24 protein-coding genes are annotated in these 23,006 nt (G+C 28.4%); 2 read left to right on the top strand and 22 right to left on the bottom strand.

Annotated features, from left to right (window positions below):
* Nucleotides 1-85: 85 nt before the first annotated feature.
* Nucleotides 86-1,708, bottom strand: a complete 1,623-nt coding sequence (locus tag ATCC9714_RS13320) for a DAK2 domain-containing protein (protein ID WP_021129202.1) — start codon at nt 1,706-1,708, stop codon at nt 86-88.
* A gap of 16 nt (nt 1,709-1,724) precedes the next feature.
* Nucleotides 1,725-2,075 carry an Asp23/Gls24 family envelope stress response protein gene (locus ATCC9714_RS13325; RefSeq protein ID WP_021129203.1) on the bottom strand — a complete coding sequence of 117 codons (351 nt, stop codon included), beginning with the start codon at nt 2,073-2,075 and terminating at the stop codon, nt 1,725-1,727.
* A gap of 208 nt (nt 2,076-2,283) precedes the next feature.
* Here ATCC9714_RS13325 and rpmB point away from each other — a divergent pair, with 208 nt between their 5' ends.
* Entirely contained in the window at nt 2,284-2,472 is a 189-nt protein-coding gene (gene rpmB, locus ATCC9714_RS13330) for a 50S ribosomal protein L28 (RefSeq protein WP_021122933.1), read from the top strand.
* Between the two features lie 155 nt (nt 2,473-2,627).
* Here the strand turns inward: rpmB and ATCC9714_RS13335 are convergent, their stop codons facing one another.
* The 19 genes from ATCC9714_RS13335 to dapF form a co-directional block, all read right to left on the bottom strand.
* Nucleotides 2,628-2,774, bottom strand: a complete 147-nt coding sequence (locus ATCC9714_RS13335) for a hypothetical protein (RefSeq protein ID WP_021122935.1) — start codon at nt 2,772-2,774, stop codon at nt 2,628-2,630.
* Between the two features lie 125 nt (nt 2,775-2,899).
* Nucleotides 2,900-3,550 (bottom strand): thiamine diphosphokinase, encoded by a 651-nt coding sequence (locus ATCC9714_RS13340; protein ID WP_057545443.1) that lies wholly within the window; start codon nt 3,548-3,550, stop codon nt 2,900-2,902.
* A gap of 8 nt (nt 3,551-3,558) precedes the next feature.
* Nucleotides 3,559-4,215 (bottom strand): ribulose-phosphate 3-epimerase, encoded by a 657-nt coding sequence (gene rpe, locus ATCC9714_RS13345; protein WP_021129205.1) that lies wholly within the window; start codon nt 4,213-4,215, stop codon nt 3,559-3,561.
* A 2-nt stretch (nt 4,216-4,217) separates the two neighbouring features.
* Nucleotides 4,218-5,102 (bottom strand): ribosome small subunit-dependent GTPase A, encoded by an 885-nt coding sequence (gene rsgA / locus ATCC9714_RS13350; RefSeq protein WP_057545442.1) that lies wholly within the window; start codon nt 5,100-5,102, stop codon nt 4,218-4,220.
* A 107-nt stretch (nt 5,103-5,209) separates the two neighbouring features.
* Complete coding sequence (pknB, locus tag ATCC9714_RS13355) at nt 5,210-7,024, bottom strand: Stk1 family PASTA domain-containing Ser/Thr kinase (protein WP_057545441.1); 1,815 nt, start codon at nt 7,022-7,024, stop codon at nt 5,210-5,212.
* A gap of 12 nt (nt 7,025-7,036) precedes the next feature.
* On the bottom strand, nt 7,037-7,786 hold the full coding sequence (locus tag ATCC9714_RS13360) for a Stp1/IreP family PP2C-type Ser/Thr phosphatase (protein WP_021122944.1): 750 nt from the start codon (nt 7,784-7,786) through the stop codon (nt 7,037-7,039).
* A 17-nt stretch (nt 7,787-7,803) separates the two neighbouring features.
* On the bottom strand, nt 7,804-8,832 hold the full coding sequence (rlmN, locus tag ATCC9714_RS13365) for a 23S rRNA (adenine(2503)-C(2))-methyltransferase RlmN (RefSeq protein WP_021129209.1): 1,029 nt from the start codon (nt 8,830-8,832) through the stop codon (nt 7,804-7,806).
* Between the two features lie 9 nt (nt 8,833-8,841).
* Nucleotides 8,842-10,167 carry a 16S rRNA (cytosine(967)-C(5))-methyltransferase RsmB gene (gene rsmB, locus ATCC9714_RS13370; protein ID WP_057545440.1) on the bottom strand — a complete coding sequence of 442 codons (1,326 nt, stop codon included), beginning with the start codon at nt 10,165-10,167 and terminating at the stop codon, nt 8,842-8,844.
* 56 nt (nt 10,168-10,223) lie between these two features.
* Nucleotides 10,224-10,922: a zinc metallopeptidase gene (locus tag ATCC9714_RS13375; RefSeq protein ID WP_021122949.1), complete on the bottom strand. Its 699-nt coding sequence runs from the start codon at nt 10,920-10,922 to the stop codon at nt 10,224-10,226.
* A 2-nt stretch (nt 10,923-10,924) separates the two neighbouring features.
* On the bottom strand, nt 10,925-11,662 hold the full coding sequence (locus tag ATCC9714_RS13380; protein ID WP_054630726.1) for a DUF116 domain-containing protein: 738 nt from the start codon (nt 11,660-11,662) through the stop codon (nt 10,925-10,927).
* Between the two features lie 2 nt (nt 11,663-11,664).
* Complete coding sequence (gene fmt, locus ATCC9714_RS13385) at nt 11,665-12,597, bottom strand: methionyl-tRNA formyltransferase (RefSeq protein ID WP_057574333.1); 933 nt, start codon at nt 12,595-12,597, stop codon at nt 11,665-11,667.
* 15 nt (nt 12,598-12,612) lie between these two features.
* Nucleotides 12,613-13,053: a peptide deformylase gene (gene def / locus ATCC9714_RS13390; protein WP_021129213.1), complete on the bottom strand. Its 441-nt coding sequence runs from the start codon at nt 13,051-13,053 to the stop codon at nt 12,613-12,615.
* A 19-nt stretch (nt 13,054-13,072) separates the two neighbouring features.
* Nucleotides 13,073-15,529: a primosomal protein N' gene (gene priA, locus ATCC9714_RS13395; RefSeq protein ID WP_208872219.1), complete on the bottom strand. Its 2,457-nt coding sequence runs from the start codon at nt 15,527-15,529 to the stop codon at nt 13,073-13,075.
* A 133-nt stretch (nt 15,530-15,662) separates the two neighbouring features.
* The gene (gene coaBC / locus ATCC9714_RS13400) at nt 15,663-16,862 is read right to left on the bottom strand and encodes a bifunctional phosphopantothenoylcysteine decarboxylase/phosphopantothenate--cysteine ligase CoaBC (protein WP_021129215.1); all 1,200 of its coding nucleotides are present in this window, start codon (nt 16,860-16,862) and stop codon (nt 15,663-15,665) included.
* 4 nt (nt 16,863-16,866) lie between these two features.
* On the bottom strand, nt 16,867-17,136 hold the full coding sequence (gene rpoZ, locus ATCC9714_RS13405) for a DNA-directed RNA polymerase subunit omega (protein ID WP_021122960.1): 270 nt from the start codon (nt 17,134-17,136) through the stop codon (nt 16,867-16,869).
* Nucleotide 17,137: 1 nt separating this feature from the next.
* Nucleotides 17,138-17,752, bottom strand: coding sequence for a guanylate kinase (gmk, locus tag ATCC9714_RS13410; protein WP_021122961.1), 615 nt, complete (start codon nt 17,750-17,752; stop codon nt 17,138-17,140).
* A 14-nt stretch (nt 17,753-17,766) separates the two neighbouring features.
* The gene (gene remA / locus ATCC9714_RS13415; protein WP_021122962.1) at nt 17,767-18,027 is read right to left on the bottom strand and encodes an extracellular matrix/biofilm regulator RemA; all 261 of its coding nucleotides are present in this window, start codon (nt 18,025-18,027) and stop codon (nt 17,767-17,769) included.
* Nucleotides 18,028-18,038: 11 nt separating this feature from the next.
* Complete coding sequence (locus tag ATCC9714_RS13420; protein WP_054630723.1) at nt 18,039-18,920, bottom strand: YicC/YloC family endoribonuclease; 882 nt, start codon at nt 18,918-18,920, stop codon at nt 18,039-18,041.
* Nucleotides 18,921-18,923: 3 nt separating this feature from the next.
* Nucleotides 18,924-19,754 carry a diaminopimelate epimerase gene (gene dapF, locus ATCC9714_RS13425; protein WP_054630722.1) on the bottom strand — a complete coding sequence of 277 codons (831 nt, stop codon included), beginning with the start codon at nt 19,752-19,754 and terminating at the stop codon, nt 18,924-18,926.
* A 179-nt stretch (nt 19,755-19,933) separates the two neighbouring features.
* Here dapF and ATCC9714_RS13430 point away from each other — a divergent pair, with 179 nt between their 5' ends.
* On the top strand, nt 19,934-21,703 hold the full coding sequence (locus tag ATCC9714_RS13430) for an Rqc2 family fibronectin-binding protein (protein WP_057545438.1): 1,770 nt from the start codon (nt 19,934-19,936) through the stop codon (nt 21,701-21,703).
* 15 nt (nt 21,704-21,718) lie between these two features.
* Here ATCC9714_RS13430 and ATCC9714_RS13435 read toward each other — a convergent pair whose 3' ends face one another.
* Nucleotides 21,719-22,966 carry a uracil-xanthine permease family protein gene (locus ATCC9714_RS13435; RefSeq protein ID WP_057545437.1) on the bottom strand — a complete coding sequence of 416 codons (1,248 nt, stop codon included), beginning with the start codon at nt 22,964-22,966 and terminating at the stop codon, nt 21,719-21,721.
* Between the last annotated feature and the right edge of the window lie 40 nt (nt 22,967-23,006).

Genomic DNA, 23,006 nt, shown 5'->3' on the forward strand with positions numbered 1-23,006 from the left:
TTAAAAGCTTAATTTACCCTAAATTTTGCATAAAAAAACCTGTATAATTTACCTAATAGTAAGATTATACAGGATTTATTTAATACTATTCAACAGATATTAAATAATAATATATAGGTTGACCTCCATAATAAAGTTCAATATCTATATCTTCATATTTTTCTTCTAATATTTCTTTAAAGCTATTAGCTTCTTCTTCTGTTACATCTTCTCCGTAGAATAAAGTTATAATTGCACTATCTTCATCAACAAGACTTTCAATTAATTTTAAAGTTATTTCTTCTTTGCTTTCTCCTGCTGATAAAAGTTTACTTTCGCCTATACCTATAAAGTTTCCTTCTTTTACTTCTATATCATTCATAACCGTATCTCTAACTGCATAAGTTACTTGACCAGACTTAACTATCGTTAATGCTTCTGCCATAGTAGCTTCATTCTCCTCAACTGATGCATCTGCATTAAAGCTTACTAATGATGCAAATCCTTGAGGTACAGTCTTACTTGGTATTACTATTATATTCTTTTCACTTAAAGCTTTAGCTTGATTTGCTGCCATAATTATATTGCTATTATTAGGAAGTATAATTATATTTTCAGCATTTATAGAATCTATAGCTTTCATGAAATCTTCTGTACTTGGATTCATAGTTTGACCACCTTCTATTATGTAGTCAACTCCAAAATCTCTGAATATATCAGCTAATCCATCACCCATAGATGTAGCTATAAATCCATATTCCTTCATAGGTTCTTCAGATACTGCCGTTTGATTTTCAATTAATATATTTTCATGTTGTACTTTCATATTTTCAATTTTTATAGTTACTAATTGACCATATTTTAATGCTTCTTGAAGAACTGTTCCTGGTTCATTTGTATGTACATGAACTTTTATTAATCCGTCATCTCCAACTACAGCTAAACTATCTCCATAGTCTAACATTATATCTTTAATTTTGTCATAAGTTACTTTGTCGCTCTCAAGTATAAACTCAGTACAGTAAGCAAACTTAATATCTTCTGTATTTATTTCTCCTTGAGCAGGTTCTGAAGATGATGTATTTGCACTACTCTTTCCATCTGCATTTATAGGATTTCCTTTTAACGCTTCACACATTCCTTCATATATAAGTACAAGTCCTTTTCCTCCAGAGTCTACAACTCCTGCATCTTTTAGATTTTTAAGTAATTCCGGTGTTCTTTCTAATGATGCATTTGCTTCTTTTATAACTAGTTCTAAGAATTTAATTATATCAGATTCTTTCTTAGCTGCTTTTATTGCATACTCTCCACTTTCTCTAACCACTGTTAATATAGTTCCCTCTATTGGTTTTATAACTGCTTTATATGCCGTATCAGATCCATTTTTTAATGCTTGTGCAAAATCAATAGTAGTTAATTTTTCTTTACCTTCTATTGATTTAGTAAATCCTCTTATTATCTGAGATAATATAACTCCTGAATTTCCTCTTGCTCCCATTAAAGATCCTTTAGCTAAAGACTTACCTATATTAGTTATGTCGTCATCACTAACCTTCGATAGTTCTTTTATTGCATAAGATATTGTAAGAGACATATTAGTACCCGTGTCTCCATCTGGAACTGGGAATACGTTCAGTTTATCAACTAAGTCTTTGTTGTTTTGAAGATTGTTAGCCCCAGAGACCATCATATCTCTTAAATTTTTCCCATCAATATATTGAATCATATTTTTCCTCCTAGTATTACTTAACTCTTATTCCTTGAACATTAACATCTATTTTACTTACTTTTATTGCTGTCATTTTCTCAAGTGTATATTTTACTTTATCTATTATGTTGTTTGCAACAGTTGAAATATTTGTTCCATATTGCATTATAACGTAAAGCTCTATAGCTATTGTCCCATCCTCTAATTCTTGCACACTAACACCTTTAGTTGCATTTTCACCTTTTAGTAATTCAACAATGCCTTTACTTTTATGTGCTAAACCAACTAGTCCATAACTTTCCATAGCCGATTGATATGCTATTTGTGCTATTACTTGCTTGTCTATTTCTATAGTTCCAAATTCGTTATTTATTTTAGCGCTCATGGTTTGACCCCCTAAAATTATTTTTAGTTTTATTTTTAACTTTAATATTTACTTTATATAGAATTATATATATAATTTTATATGATAACAAGAATTTCTTCAATATATGTAAGACAAATATATATTTCTATTGCATTTTTTAGAGATTTATGTTAACATAAACTGTGTTTTCAGTGTTATAGTTATCATTTAAGGAGGTGTACGAAAAATGGCAAAGGTATGTAACGTATGTGGTAAAGGTAAGGTTTCAGGAAACCAAGTCAGCCACTCAAATAAACATAGCAGAAGAACTTGGTCTGCTAACTTAAGAAACGTTAGAGCGATAATAGATGGTACTCCAAAGAGAATAAAAGTTTGTACTAGATGTTTACGTTCTGGAAAAGTTGAGAGAGCTTAGTTTTTATAAAAAAAGCCTACTACTGTAGGCTTTTATTTTTTCTCTTTTTTTATTTTTTTCTCATAAAAAAAGTTATTATTTTTGATAAAAATTTAGGACATTTAATAGTTATTACTTTCATAATTCCATCCCCCTTAGAATATAAATATTTATTTTTACATAAATAACATAACTCCACACCCAATAAGTACAATAGCTAATAATATACTCCAAATCCAACTTGGAAGTATTAAAGCTAATATAACAGTTATACCTGTAGCTAAACATAAAATACCAAGTAAACTTCTATATTGATTCCTCAAATCATTCCCCCCTATAAATACCTTCATAGAATATACTATTCATATTAAACTTTCTTTAATACAATTTAAATTAAATAAACCAAGCTATATTGATAATTTTAAATAAAAAAGCAGTATAGCATATGCTATACTGCTTTTTTATTTAAAATTATAAGTATACTTCCCTTGTCTAAGTTAACATTAAAACTATCCTCAGTCATTACATTTGACAAACCTATAGGATCTCCAAATTTAATATTAGCATCATTTAAAGGATATTCTAGGTTTTTAAGAGTGATACCTTTTAAATCGCCTTTTAAGGGTATTATAGAAACTGTATTTCCTTTTTGTCCGCAAATAGTTATATTTTCATTCTCTATAATATAGATATCTTCATTTTCACTTTTGATTATAGGTTTTATTCCTAGTTCTTTTATGTAATACATTAAATTGATATTTGCTAAAGTATGGTCTACACGACCGCCTAAGGCTCCTAAAAGATGTAATTCCTCTACACCTAATTCATCAGCTAAGTGTACACATAATTGGGTATCCGTTTCATTTTTTCTTGATGGAAACTTTTTAAATTCAACCTTTTTTCTTTTATAAAATTCAATAATATGTTCTTCTAAAGAATCTAAATCTCCTAATATATAATGTGGAATTATATCTAATTCATATAAATATTTAGCTCCTCCATCTGCACATATTATATATTCATAACCGTTAGATGATATAGTATCTTGTAAAAAATCCTTACTTTTTATTTCTCCATTTAATATAATACAAGCTCTCATCTGATTATTTATTTAGATGCGTTTAATCTAAATTCCTTAACAGTAGCGTCTATATCATCACTATTAAATATTGCTGAACCAGCTACTATTACATTAGCTCCAGCCTTTACAACTTTATCTACATTAGAAGGTTTTATTCCCCCATCAACTTGTATATCAACTTCTAATCCCTGTTCATCTATTAATAATTTTAATTCTTTAATTTTATCAATCATGCCATCTATAAATGATTGTCCCCCAAATCCAGGATTTACAGTCATTATAAGTACCATATCTACATCTTTTAATACATACTTAATATTTTCAATTGGTGTAGCTGGATTTAAAGCTACTCCTGCTTTTACATTGTGTGATTTTATATTTTGTATAGTTCTATGTAAATGAGTACAAGCTTCCTCATGGACAACTATAATATCACATCCTGCATCAGCAAAATCTTTTATGTAATTATCTGGGTTTTCTATCATTAAATGTGCATCAAACACCATATTTACATCATTTCTTAAAGACTTTACTATAGCTGGCCCTAAAGTTATGTTTGGTACAAAGTGTCCATCCATAACGTCTATATGTAGGTATTCACACCCTGCATTTTCAACCTTTTTAACATCTTCTAATAATCTTGCAAAATCTGCTGATAAAATCGACGGTGCCATTTTTATCATTATTAGTACCTCCTCTTCCCTTGTCTCTTTTCATTTAGTAATTGTAGGTAGCTTTCATATCTTTCTTTTGATATTTTATTTTCTTTAACTGCATTTTTTACTCCACAAGATGGTTCATTTTCATGCATACATCTTCCTCCAAATTTACATTCATCGGAAAAGTTCTCAAATTCTATAAAATAATCTTTAAGCTCATTTTCTTCTATATCATCTAAAGTCAATGAACTAAATCCTGGAGTATCAGCTACCATTCCTCCACACTCAAGCTTTAATAACTCTGCATGTCTTGTTGTGTGTTTTCCTCTTTTTATTTTATCACTAACTTCACCTGTTTGCAGTTGAAATTTACTATCTATATTATTTAAAAGAGTAGATTTACCTACACCAGATGGTCCCGCAAATACAACTATATTACCTTTTAACTCTTCTTTAACTTTATCTATATTTAATTCTTTATTATTACTTACAGGTATAACTTTATATCCACTAACTTCATATATATCTTTTAACTTTTCTAACTCTTCATCCGTAGCTAAATCAGATTTAGTCAATACTATAACTATTTCTAAATATTCTCTTTCTGCTAAAACTATAAATCTATCTAGTAAAGATAAATTAGGATTTGGATTTTTTATAGCAAATACAATTATAGCTTTATTTACATTAGCTATAGGAGGTCTTACTAATTCTGTATCTCTTTTTTCTATCTCCTCTAATACTCCTTTTTTATTTTCTTCATCTACTATACTCATTTTTACATGATCACCTACTAAAGGTGTTATTTTATCTTTTCTAAATATTCCTCTTGCCCTACATTCATAAACACCTTTATCTGTGTCTATATAATAAAATCCTCCAATGCCTTTTATAATAATTCCTTCTAGCATTCAAAACCTCCTTAAATTTCATTTATTATTTATAGTTATTATAAAAAAGTCCAATAATTATTTAATCATTGGACTTTAATTACAATTATCTTAGTTTTTATTATTTTTTATTGTTGATGGCCACTAGGATTTGGTTGTGGGTTAGTTACTCCAGTATCTCCTCCTGGTTGTATTCCACTTCCAGATTCTGGTGATTCTGATCCTCCAGATCCTGGAAGTGCTCCACCACTTCCATCAGTTGTTCCTCCTGGGTTTTGACCTCCTGATGATCCATCTTCAGGAGTAGGAGTACTTCCACCACCATTACCATTTCCATTTGTTGGTTTATTTGGATCCGCTGGTTGTTCTGGCTCCTTTGGTGGCTCTGGTGTAACAGGTTTTTGTTCAACCGGCTTTGGACCTCTGCTGACAACTACATTTATTTTATCTCCTGGCTTTAAACTTCCTCCATTAGGAGATTGAGATATCACTACATCTTTATCATGAGAGTCACTATATTCATAATTTATAGTACCTAAAACAAATCCTTTTTCTTTTATTGAATTTTCAGCGTCAGATAAAGTAAGTCCAACTACACTAGGTGCTGATACCTGATTTTTCCCTTTACTTACAACAACTGTAATAGTATCCCCAGCTTTTATAGCACTTCCTGCATTTGGAGCTTGAGAAATTATATGATTCTTATCAATTTTATCATTATATTCTTCTACACTTACCCTTATATTTACACCTAACTCTTTAGCCATATCCTGAGCCTCATCTAAAGTTTTATTTATAAGCTCTGGTGCTGTTCCTTGTTCAACTTTATTACCCTTAAATCCTAACGCAATTTTACCTATAAATATTATTTGAGCGATTAATATTAATGATAATATAACAGCTGCAATTTTCCATCTTCTTTTACTCTTAGGATTATCTGACTTTTTATTTCTTTTTTTACTTTTTTTAGGAATCTTTCTTTCTTCTTCAGCTTCTTCTAAATCTTCTTCGTCATATTTAATCTTTGGATTTGTATCTCCAAGTTTTAGTGCTTTATTTAATTCCTTTTCATCTATTTTTTGAGTTGCATAATTATCATATTCTTTGATAAAGTCTAAATCTATATTTTTTTCTATATACTCTATATCTTCTATAAGCTCATCTGCACCTTGATATCTATCAGCACTAGCTTTTGAAGTTAATTTCTTTATTATATTTCTAACACTTTGAGGTATTGCTACCTTTTCTTCTTGAGTAAATTCTATTTCATCATTGATATGTTGAAGCGCTATAGATATAGGACTATCGCCTCTAAAAGGTACTCTCCCTATTATCATTTCATACAATACTATACCTAAAGAATATAAATCTGTAGTCTTTCCTACAAATTTTCCTTTAGCTTGTTCTGGAGAAAAATAATGAACTGATCCAATTACACTTCCCGTACTTGTCATAGTTGAGCTTGAAACAGCTTTTGCTATTCCAAAATCAGCAACTTTGACAATTCTACCTTCATTAGAAATAAGTATATTGTGAGGTTTTATATCTCTATGTATAATGCCTTTTTTATGAGCTGCTCCTAATGCTTTAGCAATTTGTTTAGTTATGTCTAGTGCAGTATATTCATCTAGAGTTCCCTCATTTTTTATAATATCTTTTAAATTTTGTCCTTCTATAAGTTCCATAACTATATAGTGAACTTTTCCATCTTCGCCAACATCATATACATTAACTATATTAGGATGAGAAAGACTTGCAACAGCTTCAGCTTCCCTTTTAAATTTACTTAAAAACTCTTCATCATCTACAAACTCCGGTCTTAAAACCTTTATAGCTACAGTTCTATTTAAAAGTTTATCTCTAGCTTCGTATACAAATGCCATCCCACCGTCGCCAATTTTTTTAATTATCTCATATCTGTTTCCTAAAACTGTTTCTCCCACTATATCACCATCCTACTCATACTTAATCAATATAACTGAAACATTGTCTTTACCTGCAACTTCATTAGCTTTGTTTATTAAACTATCAGTTATTTCCTCTAAACTATCATCACTTGATATAATTTTTTCTATATCCTCTTTTTCAACAAAACTAGTTAACCCATCTGTTGCTAACAATATTTTATCATCTTTAAATATATCATTTTTATAAATATCAACAATTATAAGTTTCTCTGTTCCTAAAGCTCTGGTTATAACATTTCTCTTTGGATGAGTTTTAGCTTCCTCTTCTGTTATAGCATGACTAGCAACTAATTCTTCAACTAAAGAATGATCCCTTGTTATTTTTCTAAATTCACTATTTTGAAGTAAATAGCATCTACTATCGCCTACATTTGCAATATATGCTTTATTTTTATAAATTATGACAGTGGTTAAAGTTGTTCCCATTCCACTACAGCCTTCATCTTCTTTAGCTTGTTTATATATTATAGAGTTTACATTGTTATAAGCTTGTTTAAGTATATCGTCAATATAATTTATTTTCACATTTTCATTTTGTACTAAATTATTTTTTAAAAAACGGACTATGTTTTCTACTGCTAGTTCACTTGCTACTTCACCTTTATTATGTCCACCCATCCCATCAGCGATTGCAAATATACCGATTTCTCCTGAATCAGTGGATATAATCTCACCTTTACAAAAATCTTCATTGTTTTTTCTAATTTTTCCGATATGGGAAACACAACTATATATCATAATTTTCCCCCTTCATATTATTTGTGTTTTCTTCTTAATTGACCACAAGCTCCATTTATATCCGCTCCCATTTCTCTTCTTATAGTCGCAGCTATATTTTCTTTTAATAATAAATCTCTAAATTTATATACATACGTTTTATCTGGCTTCTCATAATTTCTTTCTTCAACTTTATTTATAGGAATTAAGTTTACATGACATAACATACCTTTTAAAATTTTAGCTAATTGATTTGCATCTTCTTTAGAGTCATTTACTCCTTTTATAAGTGAGTATTCAAAAGTAACCCTTCTATTTGTATTTTTTATATAGTATCTACAAGCATCTATTACTTCTTTTATCGAATATGCATTAGCTATTGGCATTATTTCTTTTCTTGATTCATCATAAGGCGAATGAAGTGATAATGCTAAATTTATAGGTATTTTTAAATCTGCTAGTTCATACATTTTAGGCACTACTCCACAAGTAGATAATGTGATATGTCTATATCCTATATTAAGTCCATTTTTTTCATTTACCAATTGTAAGAATTTTTTTGTATTTTCAAAATTATCAAGAGGCTCTCCACTACCCATTAGTACAATATTTGACACTCTTTTGCCTATATCCTCTTGTATTTTTATTATTTGATCTAATATTTCCCATGGTTCTAAATTTCTTAAGAGTCCATCTATTGTAGATGCACAAAATCTGCATCCCATTCTACACCCTACTTGATTTGATATACATACAGTGACTCCATGTTCATACTCCATCATAACACTTTCAATTATATTTCCATCATTTAATAAGAAAAGGTATTTTCTCGTTCCATCTATTTTAGACTCTAATTTTAATTCAGTTTCTAAACTTCCTATATAAGATAGATCTTCTAATTTTTCTCTTAATGACTTTGGTATATTCTTCATATCGTCAAAAGTCTTAGCTCCTTTATAGATCCATCCATATATTTGACTTCCTCTAAAAGCCTTTTCTCCTATACTTTTTATAAAATCTTTTAACTCTTCTTCGGTTAAATTTTTTAAACATACCTTGTTGTTCATAATTACTTCCTACCTTACTCTCTTTAGTTTCGCTATAAAAAATCCGTCCATACCATGTATATTTGGGTATATTTTTATATATCCACTATCTTGATTATCTAAATCTATATTAACTTCCTTTATAGGCACTAATTCAAAATTATCATTTTCATCTAGGAAAGATTTTACTATATCTATATTCTCTTCATCATGAATAGTACAAGTGCTATATATTAAATTTCCACCTATTTTAACATATTTTGATGCATTATTTAAAATATTTTTTTGTATATCAGGTAGATTTTTTAATTCCTCTTCTTTTTTAAACTTTATCTCTGGTTTTCTTTTTATTATTCCCATACCAGAACATGGAACATCGCATATAACATAGTCAAATTTATTTATACTGTCTTGGTCTAACTTTAAAGCATCTCCATCTTCAACTTTAACATTTTTAAGCCCTAATCTTTTTACAGTTTGATTTATAAGTTTTAATTTATGATCAAATACATCTCTAGCCACAACTTTTCCCGAATTTTTCATAATAGTTGCTACATGAGTAGTTTTACCACCTGGAGCACTACATATATCTAAAATCAACTTATTTTCTTCTGGATTTAAAACTTTACCCACTAACATTGAACTTGTATCTTGAACTGTAAAGTATCCTTCTTTAAAGAATTCATTATTTTCTATACTTTTTAAATTTTGAACTTGTATAGCTTCTTCTATTCCATTTACTTTTCTACATTCTATTCCTTGTTTACTTAATTTTTCTATAAGTTCATCTCTATTAGTTTTAAGTGTGTTAACTCTTATATATAATTTTGGTTTTTCTGAATTTGCCTCTAGTAAATCTTCAGCAAAGTCTTGTCCAAAATCACCTATCCATTTTTTTATTATCCATGGACTATATGAGTATTTTATAGATAAATATTCAATTATATCTGTTTTATCAATTTCCATTATATCATCTTTATTTCTTATTACGTTTCTTAATATTGCATTTACAAATCCAGATGACTTTTTATCATATTTTTTTATAATTGCAACACTTTCATTTACTGCTGCATGATCTTTTATACTATCTAAAAATAGAATTTGATAAATTCCTAACCACAATGTTATTTTAACATATGTAGACATCTTTTTCGATTTTATCTTAGATAGTTTATCTATTATATAATTTAAATAATATTTATTTTCTATAATTCCATAAATTAATTCTGTAGCCAATCCTTTTTCTTGATCACCTAAATCTACATTTTTGAAATTTTTATTCACAGATATATTTGAGTAATTTTTGTTTCTTTCTATGTCATATAGAGTTTTAAATGCTAATTTTCTTGCGTTCATTAAATACCTCCAAATTTAAACAGAAAAAGTCCTAGAAACCCCTAGGACAATCTCTATTAATCATCACGTCTTTGTGATATTGCAATTAATCTTAATAATTGTAATACTGAAACTAATGCTGCTGCAACATATGTTAATGCTGCTGCAGTTAATACATCTTTACCTTCTTTTATCTCTTTTCCTTCTAATATTCCTTCATTACCTATTTGAACTAAAGCTCTTCTAGATGCATTAAACTCAACTGGTAATGTAACTATTTGAAATAATACAGATGCCGAGAATAATAATATACCTATTTTTAAGAATGGTCCACTCATAACGAATCCAATAAGTATTAAAAACCAAGATATATTTGATGCAAAACTAACTACAGGAACTAAACTACTTCTTATTTGAAGTGGAGCATATCCTTTAGCATGTTGAATTGCATGCCCACATTCATGAGCCGCAACAGAAACAGATGTTATAGATGTTCCATAGTAAACATCTTCAGATAATCTTACTACATTACTTCTTGGATCATAATGGTCACTTAAACTACCTCTTACCATCTCTATTCTTACATTATAAAGTCCATTGGCATCTAAAATTTTTCTAGCTGTTTGTTCACCTGTATAACCAAGTTTACTTCTTACCTTAAAATATCTATTAGTTGTGCTGCTTACTTTAAATTGAGCATACATAGTAAAAAGTATACCTGGTATTAAAATAAATATAGTTGGATCAATCCCATAGTATCCATAATACGGCATCATATTTAACACTCTCCTATAAAGAATTTTATTGCATTTTCAACTTCTTTTGCATCAATTTTAGTATCCACACAAGGACCATTAGGCCTTTGGTTAAATACTCCTAAAACAGGTATCTGCTTAATATCTTGAACTCCTGCAGTTAAATCTCTTTCACATGCAACAGCTACAACCGCTTTAGGTCTAAATTCCTTTATTTTCTTTCTAGCTAAAGTTCCTCCTGTCGCTATAAATACATTTACATTATATTTATTTTGCAGTTTTAGTAAATCAGCTACATTGCAAAGACCACAACTTTTACAATTTTTAACATCAGTAGTTATCTTCAATTTGCATTCACTTTTTTGAATACAATGTGGTATAAGAATAAGTATGTCTTCTGATTTTATATTATACCTATTGCTATAAATATAATCATTGTTTAATTTAATATAGACCTGTCTTATATCATCCTTAGTTATATTGATTGCATTTCCTAAAATGATAAGTATAGGATATAAAAAGTCAACTATTTTAAAATTAATTTTCATTATAGACTTATTGACAGTTTTACCTTTTAATACTCTATAGGTAACTATGCTTGAAAATATTGTTATTAATAAAAGTATAATAAGCAATATATTTACTATCATAGAAAATATATTTTCAAAACTTTTCATAAATACATTTATTCCTAAAAATAGTAAAAGTATTATTAATATGAAAAAACCTATTGTAGTCATGTATTTTTTTAAATTTATCATGTTTATATTCCTAATACAATTCCAGTGCTTATATCATTTCCTTTTATATATTCAGATACTATCATTCTTTTCTTTCCAGACATTTGTATTTCAGATATTTGTAATACTTTGTCTCCTGTACTTACTTCAATTCCATTTTTATCAACACTTAATATAGTTCCAGGTGTTTTTTCACTTAATTTATCTAGTACTTTAGTTTTCCATATTTTCATAGTTTGTTTATCATATGTTGTATATGCACTAGGCCATGGATTCACACCTCTTATAAGATTGTGTATATCCGTTGCAGACTTGCTCCAATCTATATTTCCTAAAGATTTGTCCATTATAGGTGAATAACAAGTTTCTTCATCATTTTGTTTTTCTCTAGGAGCTTCTCCTTTTGATATAAGATCTATTGTATCTTTTAAGACCTCTGCACCTTGAACCATCATTTTATCATGAAGCTCTCCTGCTGTTATTTCATCATCTAATGGTATTTCACTTTTTAGAATCATATCACCTGTATCTAGTCCAACATCCATATACATAGTTGTAACACCTGTTTTTTCTTCACCATTGATTATAACCCAGTTTAGAGGTGCTGCTCCTCTGTATTTTGGTAGTAATGATGCATGCACATTTACACATCCAAACTTAGGTATATCTACTATACTCTTTGGTAAAATTTGTCCAAAAGCTACAACTACAATTAACTCAGGATTTATCTCTTTTAATTTCTCTACGAAAGACTCTTCTCTAGCTTTTACAGGCTGGTAAACATCTATATTATACTTTAAAGCTAATTCTTTTACTGGAGGCATAGCTAATTTTTTTCCTCTACCTTTTGGTTTATCTGGTTGAGTAACAACTGCTAGTACTTCATGTCCTTCATCTATTATCTTTTGCAAACATGGAACAGCAAACTCTGGCGTTCCCATAAATACGATTTTCATTTATCTCAACTCCTACTACTTTTCAATTTTATCTACAAATAGTATACCATCTAAGTGGTCTATTTCATGGCAAAATGCTCTAGCTAAAAGTTCTTCTCCTTCTATCTCAAACACTTGTCCATTTCTATTCATAGCTCTTACTTTAGCGTAATATGGTCTTGTAACTGGTCCACATTCATTTACGACACTTAAGCATCCTTCATCATCAGTTTGTGTTCCTGAAGTTTCTATTATTTCTGGATTTATAAGTTCGATTATTCCATCACCAATATCTATTACCGCTATTCTCTTTAATATTCCAACTTGTGGTGCAGCCAGTCCAACACCGTCCGCTTCGTACATAGTATCAGCCATATCATCTAATAATTGTATTATTTTTTCATCGATTTTATCTACAATTTTACACTTTTTTCTTAATACCGGTTCTCCTATTTGTACAATTTGTCTTAAAGCCATTTTATAACCCTCCTAAATTTTATAATACACTGTAAGGATTTATATCGATAGATATATTTATATCCTTATCAAAAACTATTTCGCGCTTAGTTATACATATATATTTTATTATACCCTTTAATAAATTTATTTCAATATCCTCATCTTTAAATAATATTTGCCATCTGTAATTTTGGTTTATCTTACTTATAGAACACTGATTTGGACCTAAAATAAAACTTAGATCTTCTATTCCTCTTTCATTTAGTAAATATGCTAAAGTATCATACATTTTTTTCGCATTTATCTCTACTAGTTTATTATTTTTACCACTTAATACTACACTTAACATATTGTTAAATGGTGCATAGTCAAATAGTTTTCTTATTTTTATTTCATCTTGGTAAAATCCTTTAAAGTCATAATTTATAGCATGTTTAATTGCATAGTGTTCTGTGTCATAAGTCTGAAGAATAACCTTTCCTTCTTGCTCAGATCTACCTGCTCTTCCTGAAACCTGTGTAATCAGTTGAAAAGTATTTTCTGCACTCCTAAAGTCAGGAAATTTTAAAATCATATCTGCTGATAAAATTCCTACCAAAGTAACATTATCAAAATCTAGACCTTTGCTAAGCATTTGGGTACCTATTAAAACGTCGGCCTCTTTATTTTTAAAACTATTTAATATTCTATCAAATGAGCCTTTCTTTGATGTTGTATCTCTATCTAGTCTTAAAACTCTCATGTTTGGAAATAAGCTTTTTATTTCTTCTTCTATCTTTTGAGTTCCAATTCCAAAAGGTTTAATATACTTGCTTTTACATTCAGGACATTCTTTAGGTATTTCTTTTTCATATCCGCAATAATGACACTTTCCTGTATTGCTTTTTTTATGATAAGTAAGTGATATATCACAATTTTCACACGTAAAGACATATCCACATTTTCTACAAGAAACAAAATTAGAATATCCTCTTCTATTTAAAAATAGAATAATTTGATTTTTATTTTTAACGGCTTCTTCCATATCAAGTTTTAATCTAGAACTAAATATACTTTTATTTCCTATCATTAGCTCATCCTTCATATCAACAACTTCAATTTTTGGCATAGGTTTATTATTTGCTCTTTTATTTATTTCAAGTAGCTTATATTTCCCATTAATAGCCTTATAATATTCCTCAATTGAAGGGGTTGCTGAACCTAAAACCAAAGAAACTTCTCTTTTTCTTGATATAAAGTTTGCAACTTCTATAGTATTAAATTTAGGATTTTTTTCAGACTTATACGCACTTTCATGAAACTCATCTATTATTATTACTCCTAAACTTGTAAATGGCATAAATAAAGCAGATCTAGCCCCGATTAATATACGTATTTTTCCCTCTTTTACTTGCTTATAAACATCATGTTTTTCACCCTCTGATAGTTGGCTATGAAAAACCCCAACTATATTTCCAAATTTATTTCTAAATCTAGATATAGTTTGTGGTGTTAATGATATTTCAGGTACTAACATCAAGCTGTCTAAGCCTTGATTTAACGCATTTTCTATTATTTCCATATAGACTTCTGTCTTTCCACTTCCTGTTACTCCATGGATCATATATGGCTTTTTATCCTCATTAAACATTTCTTGATTTATTAAATTAACAACTTTTTCTTGTTCTTCATTTAATTTTATATCTTTATGTTCCACAGAATATATTTGTTCAGGATTTCTATAAAAGTCAGTCTCTTTTATATTTATAATATTTTTTTCTTTTAATCCATTTATACTCTGTCTTGTTGCATTTGTATTTTCTAGTAGCTTGCCTAAATCAATTTCTTTAACATTTTTTATATATTCAAGTATCTCTTTTTGCTTACTTCCTAATCTTATTTTATTCTCTTTTAAATATACATCAATTTCTTCAGCTTGTTTGCTAAGTGAAATCATATAAACTTTTTTTTCATTTTTATGATCATTATATCTCCATATTACATTTACTACATTTAATTTTTTTAATTTATATATAATATTATTTAAGTTTGGTATTTTTTTTATCTTATCAATTCTAACTTCATTTTTATTTTCTTTTAAAGTATCTATTAATTTTTGTTCATTTTTATTTTCACTTGTATAGTTTTCATCTATAAGATTTATAACCTTATAATTATTTAATTTATATCCCTTGGGATAAAGTAAATTTATACAGTCAATATATGTACATAGATATTTATTTTTCATCCAAATTATTAAGTTTATATCATCTTTATTAAAAATTGGTTCTTCATCTAATAAGTCAGTAATCTTTTTAGTTCTTATATTCTCATCTACATAATCATCTATTTCAAAAACAAATGCTTCTACTGGTTTATTATACATACCAAAAGGAACTAATACCCTATGTCCAATACATATATTTTCACTTAAAAACTCAGGTATTTCATATGTAAATAAATTATCAGTGTGTGTAGAATTATTTCTTACTATAACTTTTGCATATTGCTTCATACTTTGACCTCTATTTTTTATTTTACCTACTTAATATCTATCATTTACAGCAAATGCAATCTTTATAAGTATCCTTTTAGATATAGCATTTATTTATAAATGAAAATTAAGCATCTATAATTAATATAGATGCTTACATGTTTAATAGAGTTTTTATCTTATCTAAGATAACATCTGCTACCTCTTCTTTTTTCATTTTAGGATACTCAGATATGATTCCATCTTTATCGATAACTTTAACGATATTAGTGTCAACTCCAAATCCTGCACCTTCTTGAGTCAAGTCATTTGCTACTATAAAATCTAAATTCTTTTTCTTGATTTTTCCTTTAGCATTTTCTAATAAATCATTAGTTTCCGCTGCAAAACCAACTAAAATCTTATCTTCTTTTATTTTCCCGATTTCTAGTGCTATATCCTTAGTTCTATCTAACTTTATACTTAAATCATCATCTGATTTTTTAATCTTCTTGTCAGAGTAGCCTTTAGGTTTGTAATCAGCAACCGCGGCACTCTTTATTACAACTTGATTATCTTTTATGTTTTCTAAAACAGCATTATACATATCTTCTGCCGATTCAGTTTTTATAAATTTTTTTAAGTTTTGAGGTGGTAATATATTTGTAGGTCCAGATATAAGAGTTACATCTGCACCTCTTTCTATAGCTTTTTTTGCTATAGAATAACCCATCTTACCTGTTGATCTATTAGTTATATATCTTACTGGATCTATACTCTCAACTGTAGGTCCTGCTGTTACTATTATACTTGTGCCTTTTAGGTCTTGCTCTACATTTAATAAACTAATTATTTTTTCAAATATAGTGTCTACAGATGCTAGTTTTCCTGATCCAACATCTCCACAAGCTAATCGTCCACTTTCAGGTTCTACAAATTCATAATTTAAATCTTTCAATATTTGTATATTTCTCTGTACTATAGGATTTTCATACATATTAGTATTCATTGCAGGTGCAACAAGAACTTTAGCTTTAGTAGCCATAACAGTCGTTGTTAGCATATCATCAGATATTCCATTTGCTACTTTTCCAATTACATTTGCAGTAGCAGGCGCTAATACAAATAAATCTGCTTTTTTTGCTAATGAAATATGTTCTACATCCCAAGTTTTAGGTGATTCAAACATATCTTCAACAACATAATTTTGACTTAATGTTTGAAACGTAAGTGGAGCTACAAATTCAGTAGCTGATTTAGTCATTATTACGTGAACATTTATTCCAGCTTTTTTTAGTTTACTAACTAAATCACAAGCTTTATATACAGCAATTCCCCCACTAACTCCTAAAACTACAGTTTTATCTTTTAACATGATATTACTCCTCTATTATGTTTTGAACTTGAGCTAAATGATGTTTAGCTTCTTCTATTTCTATTTCTTCTTCTGTAAGTTTTCTAAAACTTATTTTTCTATCTGCAACTTCTTGTGTTGCTAATGTAACAGGTTTTATTTGTTGATGCTTAGTTGTAGGAACATATGGTGTTGCTCCATCTATTAACTCTCTAGATCTTTTAGCTACAGTTACCACTAAATAGTATCTGTTATCAATTTGATTTAAAACTTCGTTTATTGACGGCTTTATCATTTTATAATTCCTCCTTAAATTTCTTTATTATACTATCTTTATATCTATAAACTTTATTTTTTTCAGCTGATATTATATGTTCTACCTCTTTAGCTGAAGTGTGTACATCTTTATTTATTATGAAATAATCATAATCTTTTATTTGGCATATCTCGTCAAGTGCAGATCCGAATCTTTTCTTTATTTGATCTTCTGTTTCTGTTCCTCTTCCAACTATTCTATTTTTTAACTCATCAAGAGATGGAGGAAGTATAAATATAAATACACCTTCTGGATAGACTTCTTTTATTTGTCTAGCACCTTGCATCTCTATTTCTAAAACTACATCATTTCCATTTTCTAAATTTTCTAATATGGCAGCCTTTGGTGTTCCATAGAAATTATCATATATTTGAGCATGTTCTAATAGCTCATTGTTATCTATCATTTCTTTAAACTTATCTTTAGTTACAAAGAAATAATTAACTCCATCTACTTCTCCTTCCCTAGGGCTTCTAGTAGTTGCTGAAACTGAAAGTTTAACATCCTTATTATTTTCTAAGAACTCTTTACATATAGTTCCTTTACCTGCTCCAGATGGTCCAGAAATAACTAATAATAAACCTTTCCTCTTCATCTATATCTTCCTTTCTAATTCTCTATATGCTCTTCTTTATCTATAAATCTATGTGCTACTGTTTCTGGTTGAACTGATGATAATATTATATATTGACTGTCAGTTATTATAACTGCTCTAGTCTTTCTTCCATAAGTAGCATCGATTAATCTTCCACTTTCTTTACTCTCTTGTATTAATCTTCTTATAGGAGCTGACTCTGGACTTACTATAGCAACCACCTTGTTAGCCATAACTACATTACCATATCCTATATTTATAAGGTTCATACTCATAAACATCTCTCCTATTCTATATTTTGTATTTGTTCTCTTATTTTCTCTAACTCACTTTTGATTTCTACTACTAAGTTAGTTATATTTAAATCTGATGACTTAGATCCTATAGTATTAGTCTCTCTATTCATCTCCTGTATTAAAAAGTCTATCTTTCTACCTATAGACTCATCTTTATGTATTGCCTTTTTCAACTGTGTAATATGACTTTTAAATCTTACTATTTCTTCTGTTATACTACACTTGTCTGCATATATAGCAACTTCTTGCGCTAATCTATTTTCATCTACAAGGCTTGGATTTTCTAGTATTTCGGCTATTCTACTATTTAATTTTTCTTTATATTCATTAACAACATTATATGAATACTTCTCTATATCTTCAATATAATCTTTTAATAAATCACATCTTGTATCTATATCATTAGAAAGCTTTATACCTTCTTCACATCTCATCTCTTTTAGATTTTTAAGACTCTCTTCTAAAGCTAATTTTAACATTTCCCATAATAAATCTGCATCTTCTTCTTTTTCTTCACATTTTATTATATCTGGAAACTTAGCAATATTCATAACAGTTATATCATCATTTAAATCAAATGTTGATTTTATGTTATTTAATATATTTACATATTGAGATGCTAACTTCTCATCAAATTTTAAGTTTACATCTTCACTACCTATTAAGTCAAGCTTTATATATAAATCTACTCTTCCTCTTTTAACATAATCTTTGACTATATTTCTTATTTTATCCTCTAAGAATGATATTTTTCTTGGTAGTCGTACATTTATGTCTACATACTTATGATTAATAGTTCTGCATTCTACTATAAAATGATAATTATCATTTTTATATTCGCCTCTTCCAAAGCCTGTCATGCTTATAGCCATTTACTATACCTCCAAAGTTCCTTCACATATTTTAACTGCATTTCCTATCATATATACGTCATCTAATATTTCTATCTTTACTGTTCCTCCTTCTGAACTTACATTGACTATATTATCAACCTTATCTAAATAATTAGCAACTATTACAGATGCAGTCATTCCTGTCCCACATCCTAAAGTATATCCACATCCTCTTTCCCATGTATATACTTTTATATTGTCTCTATCATCTATTTTTACAAAGTTAACATTAGTATTTTGAGGAAAAACTTTATTTTTTTCTATTAGTTCTCCATAACTATATATATCTTTTTTATTTATTTCATCTACAAATACAATAGTATGTGGAACCCCCATGAGTACAGAACTCACAAGAAATTCTTTATTATCTATTACTAGTTTTTCATTTATAAATACTTCTTTATCAGTGTTTACTGGAATGTTTTTTGGATTGAAATTTGCTTTTCCCATATTTACTCTTATGGTATTAATCTTATCATTGTATATATTTAAAGATATTTTCTTTACTCCGTCAAGTGTATATACAGTAAACTCATTTTCGTTTACTATATTATTATCATATACGAATTTACAAAAACATCTTAAACCATTTCCACACATATTAGCTCTTGATCCATCTGAGTTGTAATATACCATTTCGACATCACATACATCTGAATTTTTAACTACTAACAATCCATCTGCTCCAATTCCAAAATGTCTATGGCAAACTCTTTTAGCTAAATCTGAATAATCATTAGAATCTATATTATCAAATCTACCATCGATTGCTATAAAATCATTTCCGACTCCATGTAATTTCCAGAAGTTCATTTATATCCCCCCTATAAATTTGAATTCTTAGCTTATTATACAATATTTTGTTCATAAAAGGAAATTATATTAACTATAACCTATATATTATTTTAAACTATATTGCAAATATTATATTCACATTATTATGTATATGTGTAATAATCTACTTATCAATGAATTATGAAAGGAGTGATTTTATGGCATTCGATGGTTTAGTTGTTCATTCTATATCAAATGAACTTTCCAACAAATTAGTTGGTGGTAAAATAGATAAAATATATCAACCTGAAAATGATGAAATAGTTTTACATATACGAAATAACAAAGAAAATTTCAAGCTTGTACTTAGTGCTAGTGCTTCTAATCCTAGAATTTATATTTCTAGAAATTATAAAAAAGAAAATCCAATAAATGCACCTATGTTTTGTATGTTGCTTAGAAAATACATTCAAAGTGGAAATATAATAAGCGTATCACAAATTGGATTTGAAAGAATAATTAAAATAACTGTGGAGTCTTTAGATGAACTTAAGTCAAAGACTACCAAAGATATAATAATAGAAATAATGGGAAGACACAGTAATATAATATTAACTCATGAGGAAGATAAAATAGTAGATTCTATAAAAAGAATTCCTCCAAGTATAAGTAGAGTAAGACAAATATTACCTGGGGTTAAATATATATTACCTCCATCTCAAGATAAACTTAATCCACTTGATCATATATCTATATCTGAATTTGAATCTATAGTTAATAATTTTGATGGAAATATACAAAAATGTATATACTCAAGCTTCTTAGGCATAAGTCCTACAATAGCAAAGGAAATATGCTTTAGATCTAATATTGATTACTCTGCACCTATATCATCATTAAGTTGTGAAAATGTATTTAATATATACTCTAACTTTTCAAATCTAATGAATAATATAAAAGATAATAACTATAGTCCTTGCTTATCCATAGATCCTACTATAGATAAACTTATTGATTTTAGTTGTATTGATTTAACATTATTTAATAAGCTAAAAATGGTTTATGACGATAGTATGTCTTTTATAGTAGAAAGTTTTTATGCTAATAAAGATATTAAGGAAAGAATTAATCAAAGGGCATCAGATTTCAAAAAAAGTGTTTCTATTAAATTAGATCGATTATACAATAAGCTTAAAAAACAAGAAATAGAACTTAAGGAATCTGATAACGCTGAGTTTTACAAGGTTAAGGGTGAACTTATAACTTCTTATATTTATATTATTGAAAAAGGTATGTCCAGTGTAGATGTTCAAAACTTCTATGACCCTGAATTAAGTAATATAAAAATAGATCTTAATCCAAATCTAACTCCTTCTGAAAATGCTCAGAAGTACTTTAAAAAGTATAATAAGTTAAAACATGCTAAAAAAGAAATTACTGCTCAAGTTAAATTAAGTCTTGAAGAGATAAATTACCTAGAAAATATACTCTTGAGTATAGATAATTGTGATAATTTAGTTGAATTAGATGATATAAAAGAGGAACTTCAAAAACTTGGCTATATGAAGGGCAAAGTTAAGTCAAAAAAAGAAAAAACTAACGTAGGTACTAAACCAAATGAATTTGTATCTTCAGATGGTTTTACAATTTTAGTAGGTAAGAATAATAAACAAAATGATCTTTTAACTCTAAAAATAGCAAACAACGAAGACATATGGATGCATACAAAAAATATTCCTGGTTCACATGTAATAATTAAATCAGAAGGGAAAGATGTTCCAGATTCTACTCTTTTAGAAGGGGCAATGTTAGCTGCATTCTTTAGTAAATCTAGAATGTCTTCTCAGGTTCCAGTTGATTATACATTAAAGAAAAATATAAAAAAGCCTAATGGTGCTAAACCAGGTATGGTGATTTATGAAACTAACAGTACAATTTATGTAACTCCATCAGAAGAATTGGTTGTAAAATTAAAAAAACAGGGCTAAGCCCTGTTTTTTAATTTATATAAGTTGGGAATTAAGAACTGAAGATTCTTCTTTAATCTCTTCATTTTTAAATTCATCTTTATTTAAAACTCTATTTAATATAATTCCAACTATAGCTGCTAAGCTAAGTCCTGTTATCGTAACTGTCTTAGTTATAGGTATCCCTATTACTATACCTTTATTTCCTAAGTAAGTAGTTCCTAGTCCAATTATCATTATAGTTGCTATTATTATTATATTCTTTTTATTGCTTATACATTTACTATCATTTATAGTTTTCAATCCTACATAAGAAATCATAGAAAATAGCATTATACTTATTCCACCCATAACTTCTGTAGGTATACTTTGTAAAAAACCTCCAAATTTACTTACACAAGCAAGTACTATAGCGCAAACTGCTGTTCTTCTTAATATAGTTGGGTCATAGTTTTTAGTTATTGCAAGTACTGCTGTATTTTCTCCATAAGTTGTATTTGCAGGTCCTCCTAAAAATCCAGCTGCCATAGTAGCAAACGCATCTCCCATTAATGTTCTGTGAAGTCCTGGTTCTTCTATGAAATTCTTTCCAACTACTGTTCCGTTAGTTGTCATATCTCCTATATGCTCCATAAATACTGCTAAAACTACAGGAGCTATTAAAACTATTGCATCTAAGCTAAACTTAGGTAATCTAAAGTGTGGTATTTGTAAAATTGATGATCCACTCATTAATGATAAATCTACATTACCTAATATTAGTGAAACTATATATCCTATAGCTACTGCGATTATTATGTTTAACTGTTTTGCAAAGCCTTTACCAAATACATTTATAGCCACTGCCAATCCTAATGTTATTATAGCTACAATAAAATTGTTTGATGCCATATCTATAGCTGTAGGTATTAAGTTTAAACCTATAACAGCTATCATAGCTCCAACAACTTGAGCTGGGAAGTATTTTTTTATTTTTGCTACTCCAACTTTTTTTATTATAAGTGCCATTACTAGGTATATAAGTCCTGCAATAATTATACCCCCTTGAGCATATGCTAAGTCTCCATTATGAGCTTCTTTAGCTGCTAATATAACTGGTATAAATGCAAAGCTTGAACCTAAAAACGCTGGTACAACTCCTTTTGTACATGCATGGAATATTAATGTACCAATTCCTGCACAAAATATTGCAACCGAAGGATCAAAGCCTGTTAAAATCGGAACTAATACTGTAGCTCCAAACATAGCTAATAAATGTTGTAATGATAAAATTGTTTTTTTCATAAAAAAACCTCCCTATTTTTAGTTTGGGAGAAATAATTCT

The sequence above is a fragment of the Paraclostridium sordellii genome, assembly GCF_000953675.1.
In the GTDB taxonomy this organism is placed as follows: domain Bacteria; phylum Bacillota; class Clostridia; order Peptostreptococcales; family Peptostreptococcaceae; genus Paraclostridium; species Paraclostridium sordellii.

Excerpts from the sequence above, each read along its gene's own strand:
- ATCC9714_RS13320 (WP_021129202.1), bottom strand. The coding sequence starts at position 1,708 with ATGATTCAATATATTGATGGGAAAAATTTAAGAGATATGATGGTCTCT.
- ATCC9714_RS13325 (WP_021129203.1), bottom strand. The coding sequence starts at position 2,075 with ATGAGCGCTAAAATAAATAACGAATTTGGAACTATAGAAATAGACAAG.
- rpmB (WP_021122933.1), top strand. The coding sequence starts at position 2,284 with ATGGCAAAGGTATGTAACGTATGTGGTAAAGGTAAGGTTTCAGGAAAC.
- ATCC9714_RS13340 (WP_057545443.1), bottom strand. The coding sequence starts at position 3,550 with ATGAGAGCTTGTATTATATTAAATGGAGAAATAAAAAGTAAGGATTTT.
- rpe (WP_021129205.1), bottom strand. The coding sequence starts at position 4,215 with ATGATAAAAATGGCACCGTCGATTTTATCAGCAGATTTTGCAAGATTA.
- rsgA (WP_057545442.1), bottom strand. The coding sequence starts at position 5,102 with ATGCTAGAAGGAATTATTATAAAAGGCATTGGAGGATTTTATTATATA.
- ATCC9714_RS13360 (WP_021122944.1), bottom strand. The coding sequence starts at position 7,786 with ATGATATATAGTTGTGTTTCCCATATCGGAAAAATTAGAAAAAACAAT.
- rlmN (WP_021129209.1), bottom strand. The coding sequence starts at position 8,832 with ATGAACAACAAGGTATGTTTAAAAAATTTAACCGAAGAAGAGTTAAAA.
- rsmB (WP_057545440.1), bottom strand. The coding sequence starts at position 10,167 with ATGAACGCAAGAAAATTAGCATTTAAAACTCTATATGACATAGAAAGA.
- ATCC9714_RS13375 (WP_021122949.1), bottom strand. The coding sequence starts at position 10,922 with ATGATGCCGTATTATGGATACTATGGGATTGATCCAACTATATTTATT.
- ATCC9714_RS13380 (WP_054630726.1), bottom strand. The coding sequence starts at position 11,662 with ATGATAAATTTAAAAAAATACATGACTACAATAGGTTTTTTCATATTA.
- fmt (WP_057574333.1), bottom strand. The coding sequence starts at position 12,597 with ATGAAAATCGTATTTATGGGAACGCCAGAGTTTGCTGTTCCATGTTTG.
- def (WP_021129213.1), bottom strand. The coding sequence starts at position 13,053 with ATGGCTTTAAGACAAATTGTACAAATAGGAGAACCGGTATTAAGAAAA.
- priA (WP_208872219.1), bottom strand. The coding sequence starts at position 15,529 with ATGAAGCAATATGCAAAAGTTATAGTAAGAAATAATTCTACACACACT.
- coaBC (WP_021129215.1), bottom strand. The coding sequence starts at position 16,862 with ATGTTAAAAGATAAAACTGTAGTTTTAGGAGTTAGTGGGGGAATTGCT.
- rpoZ (WP_021122960.1), bottom strand. The coding sequence starts at position 17,136 with ATGATAAAGCCGTCAATAAACGAAGTTTTAAATCAAATTGATAACAGA.
- gmk (WP_021122961.1), bottom strand. The coding sequence starts at position 17,752 with ATGAAGAGGAAAGGTTTATTATTAGTTATTTCTGGACCATCTGGAGCA.
- remA (WP_021122962.1), bottom strand. The coding sequence starts at position 18,027 with ATGAGTATGAACCTTATAAATATAGGATATGGTAATGTAGTTATGGCT.
- ATCC9714_RS13420 (WP_054630723.1), bottom strand. The coding sequence starts at position 18,920 with ATGGCTATAAGCATGACAGGCTTTGGAAGAGGCGAATATAAAAATGAT.
- dapF (WP_054630722.1), bottom strand. The coding sequence starts at position 19,754 with ATGAACTTCTGGAAATTACATGGAGTCGGAAATGATTTTATAGCAATC.
- ATCC9714_RS13430 (WP_057545438.1), top strand. The coding sequence starts at position 19,934 with ATGGCATTCGATGGTTTAGTTGTTCATTCTATATCAAATGAACTTTCC.
- ATCC9714_RS13435 (WP_057545437.1), bottom strand. The coding sequence starts at position 22,966 with ATGAAAAAAACAATTTTATCATTACAACATTTATTAGCTATGTTTGGA.